Below are 20,782 nucleotides of genomic sequence, written 5' to 3'. Positions count from 1 at the left end.
TAAGATGCAGGGGTCTGTGAAACAGGAAGCCCCATCTTCAAGCATTCTGATAGGATGGTAAGGTGGGGTCATTCACTTTGTTGATCATAATTGGTGAACAGACTGATCATCCAACCAGCTGGGTTTCCGTATAAGGCTACATTAAGTGCGGAATCAATTCCGAAAATGATGGCCTCCAATGCCTTTTCAATCAATAACACCAAACCATTCATAATGGTAACGCCAGTCAATAAAGTGCCGTTTACGACGACTTTTATCTGTGTGTAGGCACCATTGACCTGCAATTCTTTGATTTTCATGTTGTCTTTCAAATAGGGAGAGGTTTCTAATGTGACAATTTCTGTTTCTGGAATTGTAGATACTTCGGATAAAGGTTCCGATTTGGTTGCGATTGCATCTGCCAGGTTATGATCAGTATTGTCAAAGGCATTTGCAACCCCTCTTATTTGTTGTTCGTAATTGGTTAATTGTGCGGTTAGTTTTTCTTTATTCGCTTCAATGGTTTCATAGTGTGCGTTTAACTCGTCAACCACTGCATCCACGAATAGGTCTTTTCCGCCTTCTAGCAATTTGGGAATGTGTTCATGAATAATAGAATTAGTGCCAGAAACAAAATCCACGATATTATCTCTTAGGTCATGAAGATGCTGTTTTGGTGGATCAAATAGAGCTTCCACACGAATATTGATTGACGTGATATGTTCGATTAATTCCATTGGTTTAGAATTCAAGATGGTATTTAAAAAATGGCATTTTTCTTTTGCGGTATTCAATAGACGAATAAGTTCATCCATACAAGTGATAAGTACATACCCTGTTTTGGCAATACCTTTAAACAACGGATCACCAGCAGCTTCGTAAAGCATCTGTTCAAATATTTCCTGTAATGTTGTTACACGTTGGTAAAATTTATCGCTTTCATCTTTTACAATGCTAACCGAATTATCCAGGTATCCACTAGCTATGCCCAGGCGTCCGTTTACGATGGAATGTAGGCCATCAGCGAGCACCAGCATGTTCGCTTTGTTAATTTCGACCTTTTGCGAAGGACCTCCGTATAGTGCTTCACCTGTCCAAAGGCTGGTCACGATATGATCGTCTGCACCCACATGGATGACGCCATATCCGGTTTTTCCTTTTGTTCCGACGGTTATGGTGAAATCCCCGTTTTTATCTTTGTCTACATAACCGGTGTGATTGGAGCCTAATAGAGAAGGAAGTGGAAGTCCATTATTAATGGTAAAGTGGTTGCCAGGGATGCGGTTATCCAGCTTAATGGCCTGTTCAGCTGTTGTTAGAGGATCATATTTACCGAAGTAATTCGTGATGTTGGCATAATCGTTGTCAGGATCGGTCATGCCATCTGGAAGGATTGCTGGGTTGTATGTGACGGCTTTTACCTCTGGGTGCTCGATAGCGACAGCATTCGTTAGTGCACCGCCAAGTGAATTTCCGGTGACAGCGGATACGTCGCCAAATTCATTACAAATATCGTCAAAGTAATCTTGGGCGTCCTTGATTTGTTGCGGTGGAACATCACCTAATAGTTTGGGGTTTGTCTCCAGCCAATCCTCCTTGATTTGTTCGCTTCCTACGAATATAATTGTCAGTTCATCGGTTTCGATGTTTTGGACGGTTGGAGCATCTAGGCCGGATTCAGTGTTGTATTTAGAATCTTTTACTTCAAATTCTTTTCCATTAACTTGAATAACAGCAGGTTTTTTGTATTTTTTATAAGCATGATAGCCGGCCAATTCAACTAAATCTGTATCCATTGTCTGGGATGAGTTAGTGGTGTTTGAATTTTTATGACTAGTTGCGGCTGTCTGTTCAACCATTTTAGTTAATCTCCCTTCGAATTTTTTAAGATCCCCTTAGCTCGCGTTTTATCTATAGAATTATCCTTTTGTCCGATTGCTCTTTTTTGATCAATATAATTATCATTTAATATAATCGAGTATTCCCCGCTGGGTATATTCTCCATTTCCTTGATATCTGTATATATTTTGTCGTATATATCTTTATCAGGAGTTACATGACTTTTTTTCATGTATAGCTCAATCCCTATGTTTAAATAGCGGGGTTCAAATTTATTTTCTTTGAAAAAGATTTTTATATCTTGTTTATTTATATTTGGATTGCTTTCATATAATTGATAAAGTTTTTTAAACACATCTCCTGAGGGGGCAATAAAATAATAGGGTGTCGAATAACCGGTACCCATAACATTTCCAACAGCTTTGACGGGCGTTCCAACTACAGGATAATCGTTCGTGATTTCCTCCATGTATTTATCCAAGTTAGAAAACTTGTCTTCAAACGCCATAGCATATAACCCACCCTTAATTGCATTTTCCACTTGCCCCTCCTGTGACCAAACGCTATCAGTCTCGATCTTTTTAGTTTTGATATCAATAGGCACAATAGCAAACGTGTAAAAATGCGGTTCGCCAACCGACTCCACAAAAACCGAAACACCATCAGCCGCACTAACAATGTTATGGACTGCTACCTCGGTTTTATATTTATCTTTGAAAAAGTGCTGGACCGCCTTTTCTACTTCATTATGGTGCTCATTGGCGATCTGGCCAGTTTCCGGACGGCTATCCCTCAACGTATAACCTTGACCCGTATACTCCTGAATGGGAACAAAATTTTCTTTTTCGTATTCATTTTTCTTGTCATCTACAGTATTTGTTTCATGTTTATTCGTTTTATCATTTGACTTGGAATCATCCATAGGAAAGCAACCTCCTAATATTAGCGATAGCACAAATAGCGGTATAAAAAACTTTTTCATCTTAACACCTCTGAAAATATGTAATTGGCTTATAAATCGTCATTATTATTTTCAAGTATACTGCATACAGATTTGAATGCTAGTGGAGATTAAAAAAATTCAAAAAATAGGCGAAACGTCATGGCAAGATTCATTCTATAGAAGGGTTAACAGAGTATAGGTCTTGTATGAACTAAACCACCAGCTGAAAATGACGGATAATTGTGGACCTGTCCGAGATTACGAAAAGGTAAAACTGCCCCGTTCTGAAAAATTCTGTTTCTCGCCTCTTTCGCCGAAGCCCTCGTCCGTTTTCTACCAAGTGAATATGTAAAAGTATTTTTTTCAGCGATCTCCGCCGGTCCCCGTGTCTCATGGTCCATTTTTAAAATTTTGTATTGACGGAAGTTTTTATATAATATATAATTCCTATCAAGTTAGTAAGATTTGGTTTTTTTTCACCTTTCTATATATACGAAGGGAGGTTTATAAATGGGCGAGACGTTGATTACGTACAATCATTTTCCTGGTGATCCTTTTGGCGATTTACACCCAGACGGCGAGACAAAAGGAGCGGCAGAAATTCTGCAATGGGCCTATGAGCAATATGGGGACGATGTTATTTATGCTTGCAGTTTTGGTGCGGAAGGGATGGTGTTAATTGATTTAATTTCGAAAGTGAAACCGAATGCGACGGTTGTATTTTTAGATACGTCGATTCATTTTCAGGAAACGTATGATTTGATTGATAAAGTTAAAGCAAGTTATCCCGAACTATGTATCCAGTTGAAAAAGCCAGAAATAACGTTGGAAGAGCAAGCAGCAGAGTATGGATCTGCTTTATGGGCACGAACCCCTGATCAATGCTGCTTCATTCGTAAAATAAAACCGCTGGAAGACGTGTTACAAGGTGTGCCCGCATGGATTTCTGGTCTGCGCCGGGAACAGTCACTTAGTCGAAAGCAGACTGATTTTGTCAATAAGGATGAACGTTTCAAGTTGATTAAAATTTGTCCGCTTATTCATTGGACATGGAAGAATGTATGGTCGTATATCAAAAAATATGATTTACCATATAATGAGTTACACGACCAGGGCTATCCAAGCATTGGCTGTATTCCATGTACCGCACGAGTAACCGATTCTAATGATTCTCGAGCAGGCAGATGGTCCGGATTTGCTAAAACCGAGTGTGGATTGCATACCCCGGGAAATGACGGATAGGCTTAGAGAAATAACGTTTATCTTAAACCTGACTAAATAAATATGTTTAATTGTATTAATGTAGATTAAGCGACGAGATTCCACCCCGATGAAATTTACACGTACAACATGAAGCTAAGAATTGAAAATTTCCGTGTGAGGTGAATTTATTTTGGAATTACAGGTAACCAATAGTCCGTTTCATCCAGAACAAATCGATATGCTGCAGCGTCTTCTTCCAACCCTAACAGAGACGCAGAAAATTTGGCTGAGTGGATATTTGGCAGCAACGTATACAAAAAAGCCAGGAGCAGTGGTGCCGAATCAGGACACAGCATCAGCAAATGCTGTGGCGCAATCAGCCTTAAGAGAAATAACGATCTTGTTTGGATCCGAGACTAGCAATGGGCAGACGTTGGCAGAGGAGCTAACGAAGAAAATAGCGGGGCAAGGTTTTCATGTAACATGCCAGGCATTAGATGATTTCAAGGTGAAAAAGTTAAAAGATGTTCAGGATTTGCTGATTGTAACAGCTACACACGGGGAAGGGGACCCACCTGATAACGCCATTTCTTTTTATGAGTATTTGTATAGCAGGAAGGCACCTAAACTAAAGGATGTGCGTTTTTCTGTCCTTTCCTTGGGGGATCAATCGTATGAGTTTTTCTGTCAAACGGGCAAAGATTTTGATAAACGATTAGAGGAGTTAGGAGGCGAACGACTCTATCCTCGGGTTGATTGCGATGTTGATTTTGATGAACCGGCGGCTGAATGGATAGAAGGTGTATTAAAAAAATTGGATGAAGCGAAAGAAGCAAGTCCAGCGGCTGCTCTCACGCCGAATCAGCAAGGAAGACCCTCGCAGGAGCCAGACTCACCAGCTTATTCCAGAACCAATCCATTTAAGGCAGAAATCCTGGAAAACCTTAATCTCAATGGGGATGGATCAAATAAGGAGACTCGTCATTTGGAGTTATCTCTGGAAGGCTCCAATCTTTCTTACGAGCCTGGAGATAGTTTGGGAATCGTTCCGGAAAATGACCCAAATCTGGTAAACCAGTTGATCCATGAAATGAACTGGGATCCAGAAGAAATTGTTCCCATCAATAAAAAAGGGGAAACAAGGTCCGTATTTGATGCATTGCATACGAACTTGGAGATTACCTGTCTGACAAAACCATTAATGATGAAAGCAGCTGATATTTTTCAAAATGATAAGTTGATAGAACTTGTGGCACCAGAGCAAGCACAGGTATTGAAAGATTACCTGGAAGGAAGGGATCTGCTTGATTTGATCAGTGATTTTCCCCCAACACGGGAGTTGATGCCACGTGACTTTGTGCAGATTCTCCGAAAAATTCCGCCACGCCTTTATTCGGTTACAAGTAGTTATAAAGCGAACCCGGATGAGGTCCATTTAACGATTGGAACCGTACGCTATCAAGCGCATGGTCGGAAGCGAGTCGGGGTTTGCTCGGGACAGTCATCAGAACGGGCGGAACCTGGTAATCGATTGCCGGTTTATGTCCAGCGCAATCCAAATTTTAAACTTCCTGACGACCCGAATATTCCGGTAATTATGGTTGGACCAGGTACTGGAGTCGCCCCATATCGATCGTTTATGGAGGAACGAGAAGAGTTGGATGTAAAAGGGAAAACATGGTTATTCTTTGGTGATCAGCATTTTTCTAGTGATTTCCTTTACCAGGTAGAATGGCAGAATTGGCTGAAGGAAGGTTATCTGACCAGGATGGATGTCGCGTTTTCACGAGATCTTGCGGAAAAAGTATATGTCCAGGACATGATGATGGAAAATAGCCACGATCTTTACCAATGGCTTCAAGAAGGTGCCCATGTTTATATCTGTGGTGATGAAAAAAGAATGGCGAAAGATGTTCATCAGACGTTACGAACAATCATGGAACTAGAAGGCGGTATGCGTGAGGAGGAAGCGGAACAGTTTTTGAAAGATATGCGCAGGCAGAAGCGATACCAGCGTGATGTTTATTAATATGATTCACACGGAAAGGAGTTTTTGCAAATGGCAGAGCATGATGGGTTTGAACAGCCTGGACCCCCAAGTGATCTGGAGCGAATCAAGAATGAAAGCAACTATTTGCGGGGGACGATTCAAGAAGGATTGAACGATCGAATCACGGGAGCGATTTCCGATGATGATACCAAATTATTAAAATTTCACGGCAGCTATCAACAAGATGACCGTGATATTCGTGATGAACGGCGGCGAAAAAAACTGGAACCAGCTTATCAATTTATGCTGCGTGTTCGTGCGCCAGGTGGTGTTGCTACACCTGAACAATGGATGGTTATGGATGATCTGGCGGCTAAATATGGGGATGGAACCTTAAAATTAACGACCCGACAATCGTTTCAAATGCACGGAATTTTGAAGTGGAACTTGAAGCAGACAATCAAAGAAGTCAATGAAGCATTAATGGATACCTTAGCTGCTTGTGGCGATGTGAATCGGAATGTCATGTGCAATCCCAATCCATACCAATCGGCAGTACATGCAGAGGTTAATGCATTGGCAAATCAGCTTAGTGCACACCTATCACCAAAAACGAAAGCATATCATGAGATCTGGCTTGATGGTGAGAAGGTTGTGGATACCAGAGAAGAAGAAGAAGCAGAACCAATATATGGCCGTTTCTACTTACCACGGAAGTTTAAAATTGGTTTAGCCGTTCCCCCTTCGAATGATATTGATGTGTTTTCACAGGATCTGGGATTGATCGCGATACTAAAGGATGGCAATTTGACAGGATTTAATGTAGCGGTTGGCGGCGGAATGGGCAGTACCCATGGCGAATTAGAAACGTATCCACAGGTTGCCCGCGTGATCGGGTTTTGTCCAAAAGACAGTGTTATTGAGTTGGCAAAGAACGTGATGGCGATTCAGCGGGATTATGGCAATCGTTCGAATCGGAAGAATGCCCGCTTTAAATACACGATTGATGCACGGGGGCTTGATTGGTTTAAGGAAGAGTTAACCAAACGACTGGGCTGGGAATTAGCTGCCGCCCATGCATACCATTTTGACCATAATGGCGATCGCTATGGCTGGGTAAAGGGTGACGGCAAATGGCATTTAACATTGTTCTTGCAGAATGGCCGCGTGAAGGATGCGGATAACGATTTGATAAAAACGGGATTAAGGGAAATTGCGAACGTTCATACCGGGGATTTCCGACTAACACCTAATCAGAACTTGATTATCGCGAATGTAACCGAGGAAAAAATGCAGCAAATCAATGAATTGGTAAAAACGTATGGATTGACACAAGGAAAACAGCATTCGGCATTAAAACGGAATTCGATGGCATGTGTAGCTTTTCCGACATGTGGATTAGCAATGGCGGAATCGGAGCGATACCTTCCAGTTCTTATCGAAAAAATAGAAGAAATTTTAGACGAGGTTGGGTTACGTGAAGAAGAAATTGTCATTCGCATGTCCGGATGCCCTAATGGCTGTTCACGACCAGCGCTTGCGGAGATTGCCTTTATTGGGAAGGCCCCAGGAAAATACAATATGTATATTGGCGGTGGATTTACCGGGGACCGCTTAAACCGGCTGTATCGGGAAAATATCGGGGAGAAGGAAATCTTGGAAAATCTTCGTTCCATCTTACCCGATTATGCCAAAAATCGTCAGGATGGGGAACATTTTGGTGATTACGTCATTCGTGCCGGTTATGTGGATGAGGTAAAGGATGGGCGTGATTTTCATCCAACCAATTCGTTTAAAGCATGAAAAAACATTCAGAGGGAAAATGGGGTGACATGATGGGGAAAGTTTATTTAGTAGGAGCGGGCCCAGGTGATCCGGATTTGATAACAGTAAAGGGAATCAAAGCACTCCAACAATCAGACGTCATTTTATATGACCGCCTAGTGAATACCGCATTGCTTGCACATGCTCCTGAAAAGACGGAATTGGTTTATTGCGGTAAAGGTCCCAATCAGCATTCACTTACCCAAGATGTAATCAATAATCTACTTTATCAGTTCGCCAGTCAGAGCAAAGTTGTCACCCGCTTAAAGGGCGGGGATCCATTTATTTTTGGCAGAGGCGGTGAAGAAGCAGTATTTTTACAGACTAAGGGAATTGCCTTTGATATCATCCCAGGTATTACTTCTGGGTCAGCAGCACCAGCATATGCCGGCATTCCATTGACACACCGGGATTACAGTTCTTCGGTAGCGTTTATTTCCGGGGTAAACAAAAGCATGGATGAATCGGAAAAGTACTGGGAGCATCTGGCACAAGGAATGGATACGCTTTGCATCTATATGGGCGTGAAAAATCTCGCGTGTATTTGCGGGAAATTGATTCGTTATGGCCGCAGTGCAGATACTCCTGTTGCAGTGATCCATTGTGGAACCACGGAGCAACAGCAAACCGTAACTGGAACATTGGCTACCATTGCAGAACAGGCCAGTGTGATTAAAAATCCGGCTATGATTGTGATAGGTGAGGTTGTACGAATGCGGGAACAATTGCAATGCTTTGAGCAGCAAGCAATGGAAGATGAATTTCCGATGCATGCCATCAGCGGGTGATTGGAGAGGTGCATATGCAAGGTGTACTATACGTTAGCCATGGAAGCAGGATGCTTGAGGCAACGTCGGAAGCGATGCGATGTATTACCGATGTAAAAAAACAGGTGGATGTACCACTTCAGGAAATTTGTTTCCTGGAATTAGCAGAGCCAACCGTAGAGCAGGGGATGAAAAAGCTTGTGAATCAAGGAGCTTCAAGAATAGCGGTGGTCCCGGTGTTGCTGCTGAGTGCTGGGCATTATTACAAGGATATACCAGATAAACTAAGCGAAGCCAGGGAGCGGTACCCATCTATTACCTTTACCTATGGTCAGCCGTTGGGGGTACAGGATCGCTTTATTCAAATTTTGATGCAACGAATTGCAGAAACAGGCCGAGCGGTTGGATCTGATTCAAAAATATTACTTGTTGGACGGGGAAGTCACAATCCTCAGACCAAAAGTGATGTGGAAATGGTCAGGGCAAAGCTGGGCGACCAGAGACCTGCTACACCTGTCGATTGCTGCTTCTTGGCTGCCTGTAATCCCACTTTTGACCAACAGCTGCAGGTTTCCTTACGAGAGGGATTTTCTACGTTATTCATTGTTCCTTATTTATGGTTTACCGGGGTCTTGATGCATTCGATTCACAAGAAAGTGAGCGAGCAGATGAAGCAGAAGACAGATATTATCGTTTGCCAGCAGCTGGGGGATCATCCAGTGATGAAAGCCGCATTGAAACAGCGTGTTTATGAAGCATTGTAATAGATAGTTTTGATTCCACGCTTAACGGATTGTCATATCCCCACTGAGAGAAATTTATTCTAGTGGAGTTCATAGCAAAAAGGATGGTAGCGAATGGCGGTTACACCTTTCATGATTGATTTGGCCAATAAAAGGGTCGTTATTGTTGGTGGCGGACGCGTTGCTGTGCGAAGGATTCGCTATTTGCTGGCAAGTGGAGCATGCATGACGGTAATCAGTCCGGAACTAAGCAAAGAAGTTCGTTCATTATGGAAAAGCGGAATTTTTTACTGGAAGCAAAAGATTGTTGAAGCAGATGATCTTACCGGTGCTTTTCTAATCATCGTTGCGACGAATGATGCGACAGTGAATCAGGCTGTTATCGAGGCGGCACCGAAAACAGCGTTGATAAATGTGGTGACAGATGCCGAGCAAGGGGATGTACAGTTTCCTGCTCATTTGCAGCAAGGGAAGTTGTCGATCAGCATTGCCACAAATGGAGCAAGTCCTATGTTGGCCGGAGAAATAAAGCGTCAGCTAGCAGCGATGTATGATCAAAACTATCGAGAATATGTTGATTTTTTAGATGCGTGCCGGAAGTTAATTAAACGGTTGTTGTTGACGAAGCCGGCACAAAAGCAATTACTACGAGAACTGCTTGATGAAAGGTTTTTAAATAAACAAAAGCAGGTGTTCATGATGGAATGGTTGAAAAGTTTGGAAAGGATAGAAAAACATGCTGAGCTGCTTAGATGGAAAACGGATCAAAAATAAAAGAGGCTGATGGTGATCGACTGCTAAAAAATAGGAAAAGGAGGCTTTTCACATGACGTTAACGAACGAAACCATACCTGCTGCCATTCGTCCCCATGGCGGGAAACTCATCCAACGGGAAGCTGCTGGAGCAAGACAAGAAGCACTGTTAGATGAGGTGCGGACGATGAAGCAGCTAACGCTGGATGCTTGGAGTTTATCTGACCTGGAGCTCATGGCCATTGGAGGTTTTAGTCCATTAACCGGTTTTATGGGGCAAGAAGATTATGAACGCGTTGTAGAAGATATGCGTTTAGCGGATGGGACCATTTGGAGTATCCCAATTACGCTGCCCGTGACACGGGAGCAAGCAGATATGTATGAGATTGGTGAGACGCTTGCACTTGTAGGGGAAGACAATGTGACCTATGGTGTCCTTCATTTGACGGAAATATATCCTTATGACAAGGAAAAGGAAGCAAAGTTTGTCTATGGTACAACAGACAAACTCCATCCTGGTGTGAAAAAGATTCATCAGAAAGGGGAGGTATATCTGGGTGGATCAATCGAGTTATTGCAACGGCCGAGACACGATCAATTTTCGGATTTTTACCTTGATCCGGCAGAAACGAGAAAGATGTTTGCTGATTTGGGATGGAAAACGATTGTTGGCTTCCAAACGCGTAATCCAGTTCACCGGGCCCATGAATATATTCAGAAGAGTGCGTTGGAATCAGTCGATGGATTATTACTCAACCCACTAGTAGGCGAAACGAAATCGGATGATATTCCAGCTGACATTCGCATGGAAAGCTACCAGGTTATTTTAGATACGTATTATCCGGCTGAACGAACACGATTGGTTATTTATCCGGCTGCAATGCGTTATGCGGGTCCGAGAGAAGCGATCCTGCATGCGATTGTTCGGAAAAATTATGGCTGCACCCACTTTATTATTGGTCGTGACCATGCCGGAGTTGGAGATTATTATGGCACTTACGAAGCACAGGAACTCATTTCCCAATACGAGGAAGAGCTTGGCATCAACCTATTCAAATTTGAGCATGCCTTCTATTGCACAAAATGTGAAAGCATGGGAACGAAAAAAACATGCCCGCATGACCCGCAGTTTCATGTTCATTTAAGTGGCACGAAGGTACGGGAAAAACTGCGAAATGGGGAGTCATTACCGAAAGAATTTTCCCGTCCTGAGGTAGCGGCAGTACTAATGAAGGGGTTAAAGCAAATTTAACTAGAGGTTGTGATGGCAGGATGAAAATGAGAGGCGAATCAACGAATATTGTTTGGCATCAGTCTGAGGTAACAAAGGAAGAAAGACAAAAACAAAACGGTCATCAAAGTGCAATCATTTGGTTTACTGGCTTGTCTGGATCAGGGAAATCAACTGTTTCCGCAGCATTAGAAAAGCAGTTGCACGATTTAGGCATCCACTCCTATCGTTTAGATGGAGATAACGTACGGCACGGCTTGAATAAAAACTTAGGATTTAGTCCGGAGGAGCGTTCGGAAAATATCCGCCGCATTGGAGAGGTTGCCAAATTGATGGTTGATGCGGGATTGATCACGTTAACCGCGTTTATTTCTCCATACCGTGCGGATCGTGATAATGTTCGCGCGTTGCTTGGTGACCGGGAATTTATTGAAGTGTATGTAAAATGTGGATTAAAAGTGTGTGAAGAACGTGATCCAAAAGGGTTGTATCAAAAAGCACGTGCTGGTGAAATTAAGGGGTTTACTGGCATTGATTCCCCTTATGAAGCACCTGACGATCCTGAAATTATCATCAACACAGAACAGCACACCATCGAACAATCAACCCGAATGATTATAAGTTATTTAGAAAAATACGGATATATGTAGTGGAGCAGAAGTTTTTTTCTGTTCCATTTTTCTTCTGGTTTTGATGAGGCATGGAGAGAGGTCAAAACCTTTGATAAACGTAGCACATAGAGCTTATTCCACGAATTCCGTAATTTAGTAATTGCTGTAAAAAGGTACAAAAATTGCCGATAAATAGGAGAATTGATACTTTTTCACTGTTTCATTTCAGGCAGGAATTTCCTTTGTTTTGTTGAATTAGTATGGTATATGTTCATGAAGCAGGAGATGATGTTTATGTATCAAACTGTTATCGAACCACGTGTTTCTGAGACAGATGGGATTGGGCATATCAATAATACAACGGTACCCATTTGGTTTGAGGCAGGGCGAAATGAGATTTTTAAGTTATTCACACCTGATGATAACTTTGCGAACTGGCGAATGATTATATTAAATATGAACGTCGATTATGTGCAGCAAATTTATTTTGGGACACCGGTACATATCTTCATCTGGGTAAAAAAGCTAGGTAACTCCAGTTTGCAATTATATGAAGAAATGTGGCAGAGTGGGCGGTTATGTGCAAAAGATACGGTCACCTATGTTAATTTCAATGTGCAAACACAAATGTCAGAATCGATTTCTGGAAGTATCAGAGAGGAACTGGAAAAACATTATAAGGAGCAGGATGAAAGGTAGTATGATGAATTTGCCCTAGAAGGAGTTGCGAAGATGGAGAATGTAGTGGTTGAGACAAGATATGGTAAGGTGAAAGGGGAGCGAACTGGCAATGTTTCGGTGTGGAAGGGTATCCCTTATGCCAAGCCGCCGGTTGGAAAATTACGGTTTCGTCCGCCCGAATCACTAGAGGCTTGGAACGGCGTTTATGATGCAACATCGTTTGGCGCTGTTGCCATGCAGCCGGAAAGCCCGTTGATGAGTGTTTTAGAAGGCGGTGATCATGTAGACATGAGCGAGGATTGCCTGAATCTAAATATCTGGTCACCAGCAGCCGATGGAAAACGTCGTCCAGTAATGGTATGGGTTCATGGCGGTGCTTTTATGAATGGTGCCGGATCCAGCGAGATATATGATGGAACGTCTTTTGCAACAAATGGAGACGTTGTCGTCGTGACACTTAATTATCGTCTAGGTGTAATGGGATTTTTACATCTGGAGGATGAGCAATACGCGGCATCTGGGAATTGCGGCATTTTAGACCAGATCGAGGCATTAAAATGGGTAAAGGAAAACATTGAAGCTTTTGGTGGAGACCCTGAACAAATTACTATTTTTGGAGAATCAGCAGGTGCGATGAGTATCGGCATTTTGCTAGCGATTCCGGCTGTGAAAGGTCTATTCCATCAAGCGATATTGCAAAGTGGCGCGGCAAGAAACGTACTGACGACTGAAAGGGCTACCAGAGTAACCACAAAGGTCTTACGTAATTTGGGCATCGATTCAGGCGACTTGTCTCGTCTCGGTGATATTCCAGCCGAAGAAATTTTGCAGGCAGCAAAAGATATTCCTCCGATGGCACTTGGCCCTGTCATGGATGGCTATGTAATTCCGGAACACCCTGAAACCCTATTGGCTAAAGGTGCGAGCAAAGATGTACCGATCCTCATTGGAACAAATAAAGATGAATACCGGTTATTTACATTTTTTGATCTAACTTGGCAACAGATAGATGAAGCGGAGATAAAACGCCGTTTGCATAAAATGTTCGGACCACTTTGGCAAAAGATCCAAGCCGAATTAGCTGGGCAAACTTTAAATCAGCAGCTATTTGAGCGTTTGATGTCGACACATGTGTTTACGTTTCCGGCTATACGTTTAGCAGAACTGAAGCTGCATGAAAATGCCCAGGTATGGATGTATCGTTTTGACTGGGAGAGTCCTGTATTTGGTGGGGGATTGAAATCTTCTCATGCAATGGAAATCCCGTTTGTTTGGGATAACCTTGACAAGCAAGGGATGGAGGCTCTTATTGGCGATGCACCAGATCAACACATGGCAGAGCAAATGCATCAAGCTTGGATTGCGTTTGCGCATCATGGTAACCCCAATCATTCAGATCTACCTGATTGGAAACCATATGACACAGAGAACAGGACAACAATGATATTTAACACAGAAAGCAAACTGGTAAACGACCCAAATCAAGCAGAACGACATATTTTTGAATAGTGATAGAGAAACCGGGGCAGAGCTTGCCCAAAACGGGCGAGAATCTGCTTAGAACGGGCGAGAGCATGACACAAACGGGCCGGAACCTGTCCAAAACGGGCGAGGGCAAGCCAGATACGGAGAGCTGTGGAAGTTTTCAGTACAGGTCAATGTCACTTTTACAACGGTCCCTACCTGACCCAGTGTTTCTTCGTGTGCTAAAATACTTGGGTACAGTGTAAGGATTTTTACCTTTTTGAGGAGGAAGAAAAATGGGTAATGGAGGAGACGAAATGCCAGAAAGAAAACAAGCAACCTATGTGGAAGTTATTGGTGATACGGTGTATGGAAAACACTTAATGACTACAATCATCATTAGTATTTTTCTTGGCCTTGGCGCTTTTCAGCTTGGAAAGCATATTTTCCCTAAATTTGCTCCAGAGAATATGGTGCCATCCTATTCCTTGCTTTTAGGGATAGCCGGGACGTTAGTTGCCCTGATTGTGAATGCCCTGTTGTTTAAGCCAAAACGAAAATTAATCGAAATGCCTGGTTCCAATGAAGAATTACGTATGGTATATCACGATCTGCAGTTAGATCTCACCGAAGAACGTGAAAGTATCCAGAATGATCCTGTGACCATGGCCGAAATGAAGGAACAGGGAGTCTATGAAATGTTTTTTTCTAAAGAGGAGGGAGGGAAGCAGTGAGCCAGTTATTCATTGCGATTCTATTAGCGTTATTAGCAGCCGTAATATTTACTATGATAGGGCTTGTTTCAGGTTCAGATGAAACGGCCATTCTGGTACCAATTACGCTAATTGTGGTGTTATTAGGCGCTCCACCAGTTGCGGTATTTGCATTTTTCATGGCAGCAGTATTATCCAAGCATCTTACCCATGCAATCCCAACGACGTTAATGGGGGTGCCTGGTGATACAACAGCGGCACCGATGTTAGAGCATGCTGATTTTTTACGCCGGATCGGGATGCCGCATATTGCATTGAGAAAGATGATCTCCGGGGGCATCATTGGGGCTTTTATCGCATTGCCTGTATCCCTATTGTTTGCTTTATTTTTAAGTCAATTTGGTACTTTCTTTCAGGAAAATGCCGGAATTATCTTTACCATTGCAGCGGTTTTAATTGGTTATTTTTCGAAAGGTCGTTGGGTCAGTATTTTGCTTATTTTACCAATTGGGATGATCTTTCAAGGGTTAGATTTGATTAGTTCAACGATATTGGACAAACATCTCTCTATTAGTTTTTTCTTAGGCATTGCTATTGGACCGATGTTATCTGATTTACTAATGGCAACATCTCGAAGTTCGAGGGCCGAAGTACAGCGGGATCACATGAATACGTATAAGCTTGCGCCAGAAAAGAAAACTTGGTCGGGTTATTTTCCCAACCCTTTTAAAGTTCTAACCAAAAAACAAAGTGCCGAGGCTGCCGGAACCTCACTGTTGTCTTCATTTACGTTTGCACTAAGTCCGGTGGGGATGACGTCATTAATGGGGGAGTTAGTCGGTTCCCGTATCAAGGGCCAGTATAAAAAGACAACAAGCAGTTTGGCTACCATGAATGGGGTAACTGAATCAACCTATATCGCTGAAACGATCATTCCTCTAGTAGCGTTTGGAATCCCATTAAGCCCGGTAGCGTTAGGCCCAGGGGCAGCATTGTTTAATGCACCACCGATATTCACCAGTGAACCGGTACATAATTTACATAATTTGCTCTCGCCGATGGATTTCTTACTGTATGGATTCATTGGGATTGTTATTGCGGCTGTTATTGCATATCCTTTTTCGATGAATTATGCACGAAAAGCAACGGTGCTTGTGATGAAGTATATTAACCAAGAAGCAATTATTGGTATGTTTATTGGTGTGGTTGTATTACTGTCATTTTATGAAGGATCGCTTGCCGGTACACTCGTCACATTTTCCATCGCTATTCTGGGAGGAATGTTAAACCGATTTTTAGGTGTTGGCGTTGGGGTCCAATTTATGATTTATTATGGATCAGGATGGATGATCACTGCCTTGTTTGGCCTTTAGGTGGGATAGAAGGAGATCACTGAAAAGTCATCTATGTTGATTTGGAGCAAAGATTAATCCAGTACGAGAGAAAAGCATATACCCTACCATGATAGCTAGAGACCTGGTTATTATGGTAGATTTTGTTGTTCGTCAATCGGGACAAGGGTCCTGTCCGAGACCACTGAAAAAGCATCTTCTAATAGATAGATTGTGCTGTTATCTCGTGTGATTGTTTTCCAGTGATCTCGACCTGTCCCAGGATCTCAGCATCGTGTTATACTGGGGATACTAGTTTTGTAGGAGGGGAGTGTTTTAAATGAAGTTTTTTCATACAGCAGATTGGCATTTGGGTAAGCTTGTGCAAGGGGTTTATATGACGGAAGATCAGTCGTACATACTGGAGCAATTCATACAAGCGGTGGAACAGGAAAGACCGGATGCGGTGATTGTTGCAGGGGATTTGTATGATCGTGCCGTCCCACCGACCGAAGCTGTTCATTTACTCAATCATGTACTGGAAACAATTGTGTTAAAGCTGAAAATACCTGTCTTGGCGATTGCTGGGAACCATGATAGTCCAAGTCGCCTGAACTTTGGCAGTAAGATCATGGAAAACAATGGCTTGTTTATGGTGGGAAATCTAGTAAAAGATCCAGCCCCTGTTGTGCTTCATGATGAACATGGGGAGGTGCATTTTCATCTGGTTCCTTATACAGATCCAAGCGTTGTCCGGCACGTATTTGCCGATGAAACAATTCGCACACATGAAGATGCCGCCAAGACAATTGTGGATGAGATTACTAAAAAAATGGACCAAACGAAACGACATGTATTTATTGGCCATTCCTTTGTCACCCCCTTTGGCGAACAAGAGGAAAATACGAGTGATTCGGAGCGGCCTCTTTCAATTGGCGGGGCAGAATATGTGGATGCCCGTCATTATGCTCCCTTCCACTACACCGCATTGGGCCACCTGCACCAGGGACACTATGTATCTAGTGAAACGATCCGCTATGCCGGTTCCATTTTAAAATATTCGATTTCCGAGGAGCGTCATAAGAAAGGATTTCTTGTTGTCGACATAGATGCAAACGGACAAGTTACCATTGAAAAGCGCAACCTCATTCCGAAACGTGACATACGGACGGTTGAGGGAACGATGGACGAGCTGTTAATACAACCGGTCAATGAGGATTATGTGTTTGTCCGGCTGTTGGATGAAACCCCTGTCCTTTCCCCAATGGAAAAAATTCGCTCCGTCTTTCCAAATGCCATGCATATAGCACGGAAAAACTATTTGCTTGCCCCGGTCGCTGAACGTGAGGGAACCAGCGACCGCAGAAATCGTAGTCAGTTGGAACTTTTTCATGCCTTTTACCAGGAAGTCAAAGGGGAAGCAGCTTCTGAAGAAACGGAGACCATTTTCAAAGATGTGCTGGATGAACTGTTGACGGATGAAAATGAGGCGGCCCAAGATAACAAACAACAGGATTATGTCACCCATTAAGGAAGGGGAGCGAATCGAATGAGACCAGTTACCTTAACGATGACGGCTTTTGGTCCGTATAAAGATAAAGTAGTCATTGATTTCAACGAATTACAGGACAATCAATTATTCGTTATTTCCGGGAATACCGGCGCCGGAAAGACAACCATATTTGATGGCATCTGCTTTGCGCTATATGGATCGGCCAGTGGACAGGATCGGGAAAATAATGCGATGCTGCGCAGTCAATTTGCTGCTGATGATACCCAGACATCTGTGGAACTTGTATTTGAATTGCATGGCAGAACATATCGGATTCTTCGCCAGCTTGGCCATGTTAAACAAGGAAATAAAACGAAAACAGGTGAACAATATGAATTTTATGAGCAGGTAAATGGCGAAGAATTTCCTGTTGTGGACAGGCAGATTGTCTCAGAGATTGATAAAAAAGTAGAAGCGTTGCTGGGACTGACACAGGACCAATTTAAACAAATCGTGATGCTTCCTCAAGGAGAATTTCGCAAACTATTAACCTCGCAAACGGAAAACAAAGAGGACATTCTCCGCCGTCTGTTTAAAACGGAACCCTACAAGCATATTAGTGAGCGTCTCCGCTATAAAAAAGACTTGGTCGAAGAGGGATTCAAACAGGAAAAACAAGCACGGGATACGTTTATCCAAAATATTTCGGCCACATTGCCTAAACGTGAGGCATCGCCCGTTTTTCAAGTACTGGAGGAAGACTATTACAATGTGAACCAAATTCTTGCAGCGCTAGATCAGGAAGTAGCCTTTTACCGGGAAAAAATTCAAACGGATCAACAGGCATATGAACAAGCTTATCAAGCACACGACAAAAAGCAAACGGAATTTCATACGGCGAAAGGATTAAATGAACGTTTTCAAGAACTGGAAGAAAAACAGGCCCGTATGCAAGAATTAGAAAAACAAACATCGGATTATACGGAGAAAGAAAAACAGCTGCAACAGGCTGACAAGGCGGCTGGATTAGAGCCATATGAAAAGCAGTCATCGGAGTGGCGTCAGGATGAGCGGGCAAAAAAACAAAATGTAGAAGTCGCTGAAAGATCCCTCCAACAAGCAGACGAAACGCTAAATGATCGTATGCACATTTATAAAGAGGAAGAGAAAAAGTCGCCTGAGCGTGAAGATGCCCGCCGAAAGCTGGACCGGTTACAGGGGTACCTCCCCGTTGTACAAGAGCTGGATCAGCAAAAAAAAGAGTTACAGGATCTACAAAACAAAGGAAAGCGTACGTTACAAGTTGTGACAGATGTGCAAACGCAACGAAACGAAAAGAAGCGTCAGTTGGACAGGCAAACTGTTGAAATGAAACGGCTGGATGAGAAGGTTGATCAATTACCAGACAAACAGGAGCGTTTGTTAGAGTTAGGCAAACAATCTGACTTATTGAAGGATTATTTGGAAACCTTGGCGAAGCAAACCGAATTGGATCAGACCTCACAAGTTAAAAAACAGGCTTTTTCCAGCGAAAAACAAGTCTATCACGAGTTGGAGACAGCATGGCTAAGCAATCAGGCGTTTGTTTTGGCTAGTCATTTGCGTGATGGTGAGAATTGTCCCGTTTGCGGCAGTAAGGAGCATCCGAATAAGGCGACTAATATCGCTGACGCCGTGACGAAAGAACAATTGGAAGCAGCGAAACGAGCGCTCGATCAAACGGATGAAGCTTATCGTACCGCATCAGTAAAGGCAGCATCGAATCAAGCGTTGCTACAAGAAAATGCACAGAAACTCCGAGATCTTTCGATTGCAACAGATGAGGCGGAAACAGCGAGGGACCGTATTGTTACGGCGGGGAAACAATTGAAGGCAGAAGTGCTGGAATTACGAGCTTCTAAAAAGAAATTGCAAACGTTAAAGGAAGCGCAAGAAAATTTACAGCATGCATGTACACAGTTGGAAGAAAAACAGGAAAAGTTAGACAAGGATTATCAGGGCTTCAAAACGGCCTATGAAAAGGCCCATGCAGTTTATCAGCACCAGCTACAGCAAATCCCGGAAGAAGTACAGGTCTTAACTGAGCTGAACAAGCAAATCAAAGAAACTGACAAGTGGAAGTTGCAACTGGAACAAGCCTGGGAGACAGCGCAAAAACAGTTACAACAGGCAAAGGAAATCCAAACAAAAGCAACATCTAATTTGGAGCATGCTAATAAACAGTTAGCAGAAACAACAGCAAAGCGGGCGCAAGCGGAGCAGCGGTTTCGTGAAGTGCTTGACAAGTCCGGATTTTCCACGGAGGAAACCTACACCTTAGCTAAGCTTCCTGAGCAAAAACGGCAGGATTTACGGCAAGTTATCGAGCAATTTAAGCAGAACCTGTCGATAACGAAACAGCAAGTACAAGAATTGCAAGTGTCATTAAAGGATAAGAAAAAAGTAGATTTGGATGCATTGCAGGAACAATTGACAACGTTAAAACAGGCGTATGAATTGGCTTTAAATAAACGGGATCAGTCAAAAGCCTATTACCAGGATGCCGGCACACTAATGGCTAATATCCGAAATGCGAATGAACAGGTAAAGGCTGCGGAAAAACAGTTAGGCACAATCACGGATTTGTATGATGTTCTGAGGGGGCAAAACAGCCGGAAAGTGTCATTTGAACGGTATTTACAAATTGAATATTTAGAGCAAATTATTGAATCGGCCAATTATCGTCTGCGAAGATTGTCGAATGGACAGTTTCTATTAATCCGCAGTGAACGGCAGGAATCGCACGGCAGGCAAAGTGGGCTTGGCCTTGATGTCTATGATGCGTATACAGGTCAAACACGGGATGTAAAGACACTTTCAGGAGGCGAGAAATTTAATGCTTCCTTATGTCTGGCGCTTGGGATGTCGGATGTGATTCAAAGCTTCCAGGGAAATATTTCGATTGAGACGATGTTTATTGATGAAGGCTTTGGTTCTTTAGATGAAGAGTCGTTAAATAAAGCAATCGATGCCTTAATCGACTTGCAGCAATCGGGACGAATGATCGGCGTCATCTCGCATGTTCAAGAGCTCAAATCCATATTTCCTGCCGTATTGGAAGTCAAAAAAACAAAGGAAGGACACAGCCGGACACGATTTGTTGTAAAATAGCTGGATAAGGATATATCTTAAATAAAAATCGCCTGCAAAAAAACAGAACCGGTATTACGGCCGATTCT

16 protein-coding genes are annotated in these 20,782 nt (G+C 42.9%); 14 read left to right on the top strand and 2 right to left on the bottom strand.

The genetic code is table 11. From position 1 onward, the window contains the following. Positions 1–68: 68 nt before the first annotated feature. Both WMZ97_RS20205 and WMZ97_RS20200 read right to left on the bottom strand, forming a co-directional pair. Entirely contained in the window at positions 69–1,838 is a 1,770-nt protein-coding gene (locus tag WMZ97_RS20205; protein WP_343273908.1) for an SA1320 family protein, read from the bottom strand. Positions 1,839–1,843: 5 nt separating this feature from the next. Then, on the bottom strand, positions 1,844–2,740 hold the full coding sequence (locus tag WMZ97_RS20200) for a DUF1672 family protein (RefSeq protein ID WP_343273907.1): 897 nt from the start codon (positions 2,738–2,740) through the stop codon (positions 1,844–1,846). A 531-nt stretch (positions 2,741–3,271) separates the two neighbouring features. On the opposite strand from WMZ97_RS20200, the gene WMZ97_RS20195 reads away from it, so the two are divergent. The 14 genes from WMZ97_RS20195 to WMZ97_RS20130 all read left to right on the top strand — a co-directional run bounded on the left by WMZ97_RS20195 (position 3,272) and on the right by WMZ97_RS20130 (position 20,714). After that, the gene (locus WMZ97_RS20195; protein ID WP_343273906.1) at positions 3,272–4,003 is read left to right on the top strand and encodes a phosphoadenylyl-sulfate reductase; all 732 of its coding nucleotides are present in this window, start codon (positions 3,272–3,274) and stop codon (positions 4,001–4,003) included. Positions 4,004–4,154: 151 nt separating this feature from the next. Further along, complete coding sequence (locus WMZ97_RS20190; RefSeq protein WP_343273905.1) at positions 4,155–5,993, top strand: assimilatory sulfite reductase (NADPH) flavoprotein subunit; 1,839 nt, start codon at positions 4,155–4,157, stop codon at positions 5,991–5,993. Between the two features lie 30 nt (positions 5,994–6,023). Then, complete coding sequence (gene cysI / locus WMZ97_RS20185; RefSeq protein ID WP_343273904.1) at positions 6,024–7,757, top strand: assimilatory sulfite reductase (NADPH) hemoprotein subunit; 1,734 nt, start codon at positions 6,024–6,026, stop codon at positions 7,755–7,757. Between the two features lie 32 nt (positions 7,758–7,789). Beyond that, positions 7,790–8,566, top strand: coding sequence for a uroporphyrinogen-III C-methyltransferase (gene cobA, locus WMZ97_RS20180; protein WP_343273910.1), 777 nt, complete (start codon positions 7,790–7,792; stop codon positions 8,564–8,566). Between the two features lie 14 nt (positions 8,567–8,580). After that, entirely contained in the window at positions 8,581–9,309 is a 729-nt protein-coding gene (locus tag WMZ97_RS20175; RefSeq protein WP_343273903.1) for a sirohydrochlorin chelatase, read from the top strand. A 93-nt stretch (positions 9,310–9,402) separates the two neighbouring features. Then, positions 9,403–10,062, top strand: a complete 660-nt coding sequence (locus WMZ97_RS20170) for an NAD(P)-binding protein (protein WP_343273902.1) — start codon at positions 9,403–9,405, stop codon at positions 10,060–10,062. A 52-nt stretch (positions 10,063–10,114) separates the two neighbouring features. Then, on the top strand, positions 10,115–11,293 hold the full coding sequence (gene sat / locus WMZ97_RS20165) for a sulfate adenylyltransferase (protein WP_343273901.1): 1,179 nt from the start codon (positions 10,115–10,117) through the stop codon (positions 11,291–11,293). A 26-nt stretch (positions 11,294–11,319) separates the two neighbouring features. Continuing rightward, positions 11,320–11,922, top strand: a complete 603-nt coding sequence (cysC, locus tag WMZ97_RS20160) for an adenylyl-sulfate kinase (RefSeq protein WP_343273909.1) — start codon at positions 11,320–11,322, stop codon at positions 11,920–11,922. Positions 11,923–12,177: 255 nt separating this feature from the next. Continuing rightward, on the top strand, positions 12,178–12,582 hold the full coding sequence (locus WMZ97_RS20155; protein ID WP_343273900.1) for an acyl-CoA thioesterase: 405 nt from the start codon (positions 12,178–12,180) through the stop codon (positions 12,580–12,582). A 33-nt stretch (positions 12,583–12,615) separates the two neighbouring features. Further along, positions 12,616–14,073: a carboxylesterase/lipase family protein gene (locus WMZ97_RS20150; protein ID WP_343273899.1), complete on the top strand. Its 1,458-nt coding sequence runs from the start codon at positions 12,616–12,618 to the stop codon at positions 14,071–14,073. 251 nt (positions 14,074–14,324) lie between these two features. Then, positions 14,325–14,762: a hypothetical protein gene (locus WMZ97_RS20145; protein ID WP_343273898.1), complete on the top strand. Its 438-nt coding sequence runs from the start codon at positions 14,325–14,327 to the stop codon at positions 14,760–14,762. Next, complete coding sequence (locus tag WMZ97_RS20140; protein WP_343273897.1) at positions 14,759–16,114, top strand: tripartite tricarboxylate transporter permease; 1,356 nt, start codon at positions 14,759–14,761, stop codon at positions 16,112–16,114. The genes WMZ97_RS20145 and WMZ97_RS20140 overlap by 4 nt, the downstream gene beginning before the upstream one ends. Before the next feature lie 298 nt (positions 16,115–16,412). Next, positions 16,413–17,603 (top strand): exonuclease SbcCD subunit D, encoded by a 1,191-nt coding sequence (locus tag WMZ97_RS20135; protein WP_343273896.1) that lies wholly within the window; start codon positions 16,413–16,415, stop codon positions 17,601–17,603. 18 nt (positions 17,604–17,621) lie between these two features. Next, positions 17,622–20,714, top strand: coding sequence for an SMC family ATPase (locus WMZ97_RS20130; protein WP_343273895.1), 3,093 nt, complete (start codon positions 17,622–17,624; stop codon positions 20,712–20,714). Positions 20,715–20,782: the final 68 nt, after the last annotated feature.

The sequence above is a fragment of the Lentibacillus songyuanensis genome, assembly GCF_039548255.1.
Taxonomy (GTDB): Bacteria; Bacillota; Bacilli; order Bacillales; family Amphibacillaceae; genus Lentibacillus_C; species Lentibacillus_C songyuanensis.
Note: the sequence above shows the minus strand (reverse complement) of the source record. Positions and strands in the feature narration are given on the sequence as shown.

What these genes read in the sequence shown, in the direction of transcription:
- WMZ97_RS20205 (WP_343273908.1), bottom strand. Translation starts at nt 1,838, where the DNA reads ATGGTTGAACAGACAGCCGCAACTAGTCATAAAAATTCAAACACCACT.
- WMZ97_RS20200 (WP_343273907.1), bottom strand. Translation starts at nt 2,740, where the DNA reads ATGGATGATTCCAAGTCAAATGATAAAACGAATAAACATGAAACAAAT.
- WMZ97_RS20195 (WP_343273906.1), top strand. Translation starts at nt 3,272, where the DNA reads ATGGGCGAGACGTTGATTACGTACAATCATTTTCCTGGTGATCCTTTT.
- cysI (WP_343273904.1), top strand. Translation starts at nt 6,024, where the DNA reads ATGGCAGAGCATGATGGGTTTGAACAGCCTGGACCCCCAAGTGATCTG.
- cobA (WP_343273910.1), top strand. Translation starts at nt 7,790, where the DNA reads ATGGGGAAAGTTTATTTAGTAGGAGCGGGCCCAGGTGATCCGGATTTG.
- WMZ97_RS20175 (WP_343273903.1), top strand. Translation starts at nt 8,581, where the DNA reads ATGCAAGGTGTACTATACGTTAGCCATGGAAGCAGGATGCTTGAGGCA.
- WMZ97_RS20170 (WP_343273902.1), top strand. Translation starts at nt 9,403, where the DNA reads ATGGCGGTTACACCTTTCATGATTGATTTGGCCAATAAAAGGGTCGTT.
- sat (WP_343273901.1), top strand. Translation starts at nt 10,115, where the DNA reads ATGACGTTAACGAACGAAACCATACCTGCTGCCATTCGTCCCCATGGC.
- cysC (WP_343273909.1), top strand. Translation starts at nt 11,320, where the DNA reads ATGAGAGGCGAATCAACGAATATTGTTTGGCATCAGTCTGAGGTAACA.
- WMZ97_RS20155 (WP_343273900.1), top strand. Translation starts at nt 12,178, where the DNA reads ATGTATCAAACTGTTATCGAACCACGTGTTTCTGAGACAGATGGGATT.
- WMZ97_RS20150 (WP_343273899.1), top strand. Translation starts at nt 12,616, where the DNA reads ATGGAGAATGTAGTGGTTGAGACAAGATATGGTAAGGTGAAAGGGGAG.
- WMZ97_RS20145 (WP_343273898.1), top strand. Translation starts at nt 14,325, where the DNA reads ATGGGTAATGGAGGAGACGAAATGCCAGAAAGAAAACAAGCAACCTAT.
- WMZ97_RS20135 (WP_343273896.1), top strand. Translation starts at nt 16,413, where the DNA reads ATGAAGTTTTTTCATACAGCAGATTGGCATTTGGGTAAGCTTGTGCAA.
- WMZ97_RS20130 (WP_343273895.1), top strand. Translation starts at nt 17,622, where the DNA reads ATGAGACCAGTTACCTTAACGATGACGGCTTTTGGTCCGTATAAAGAT.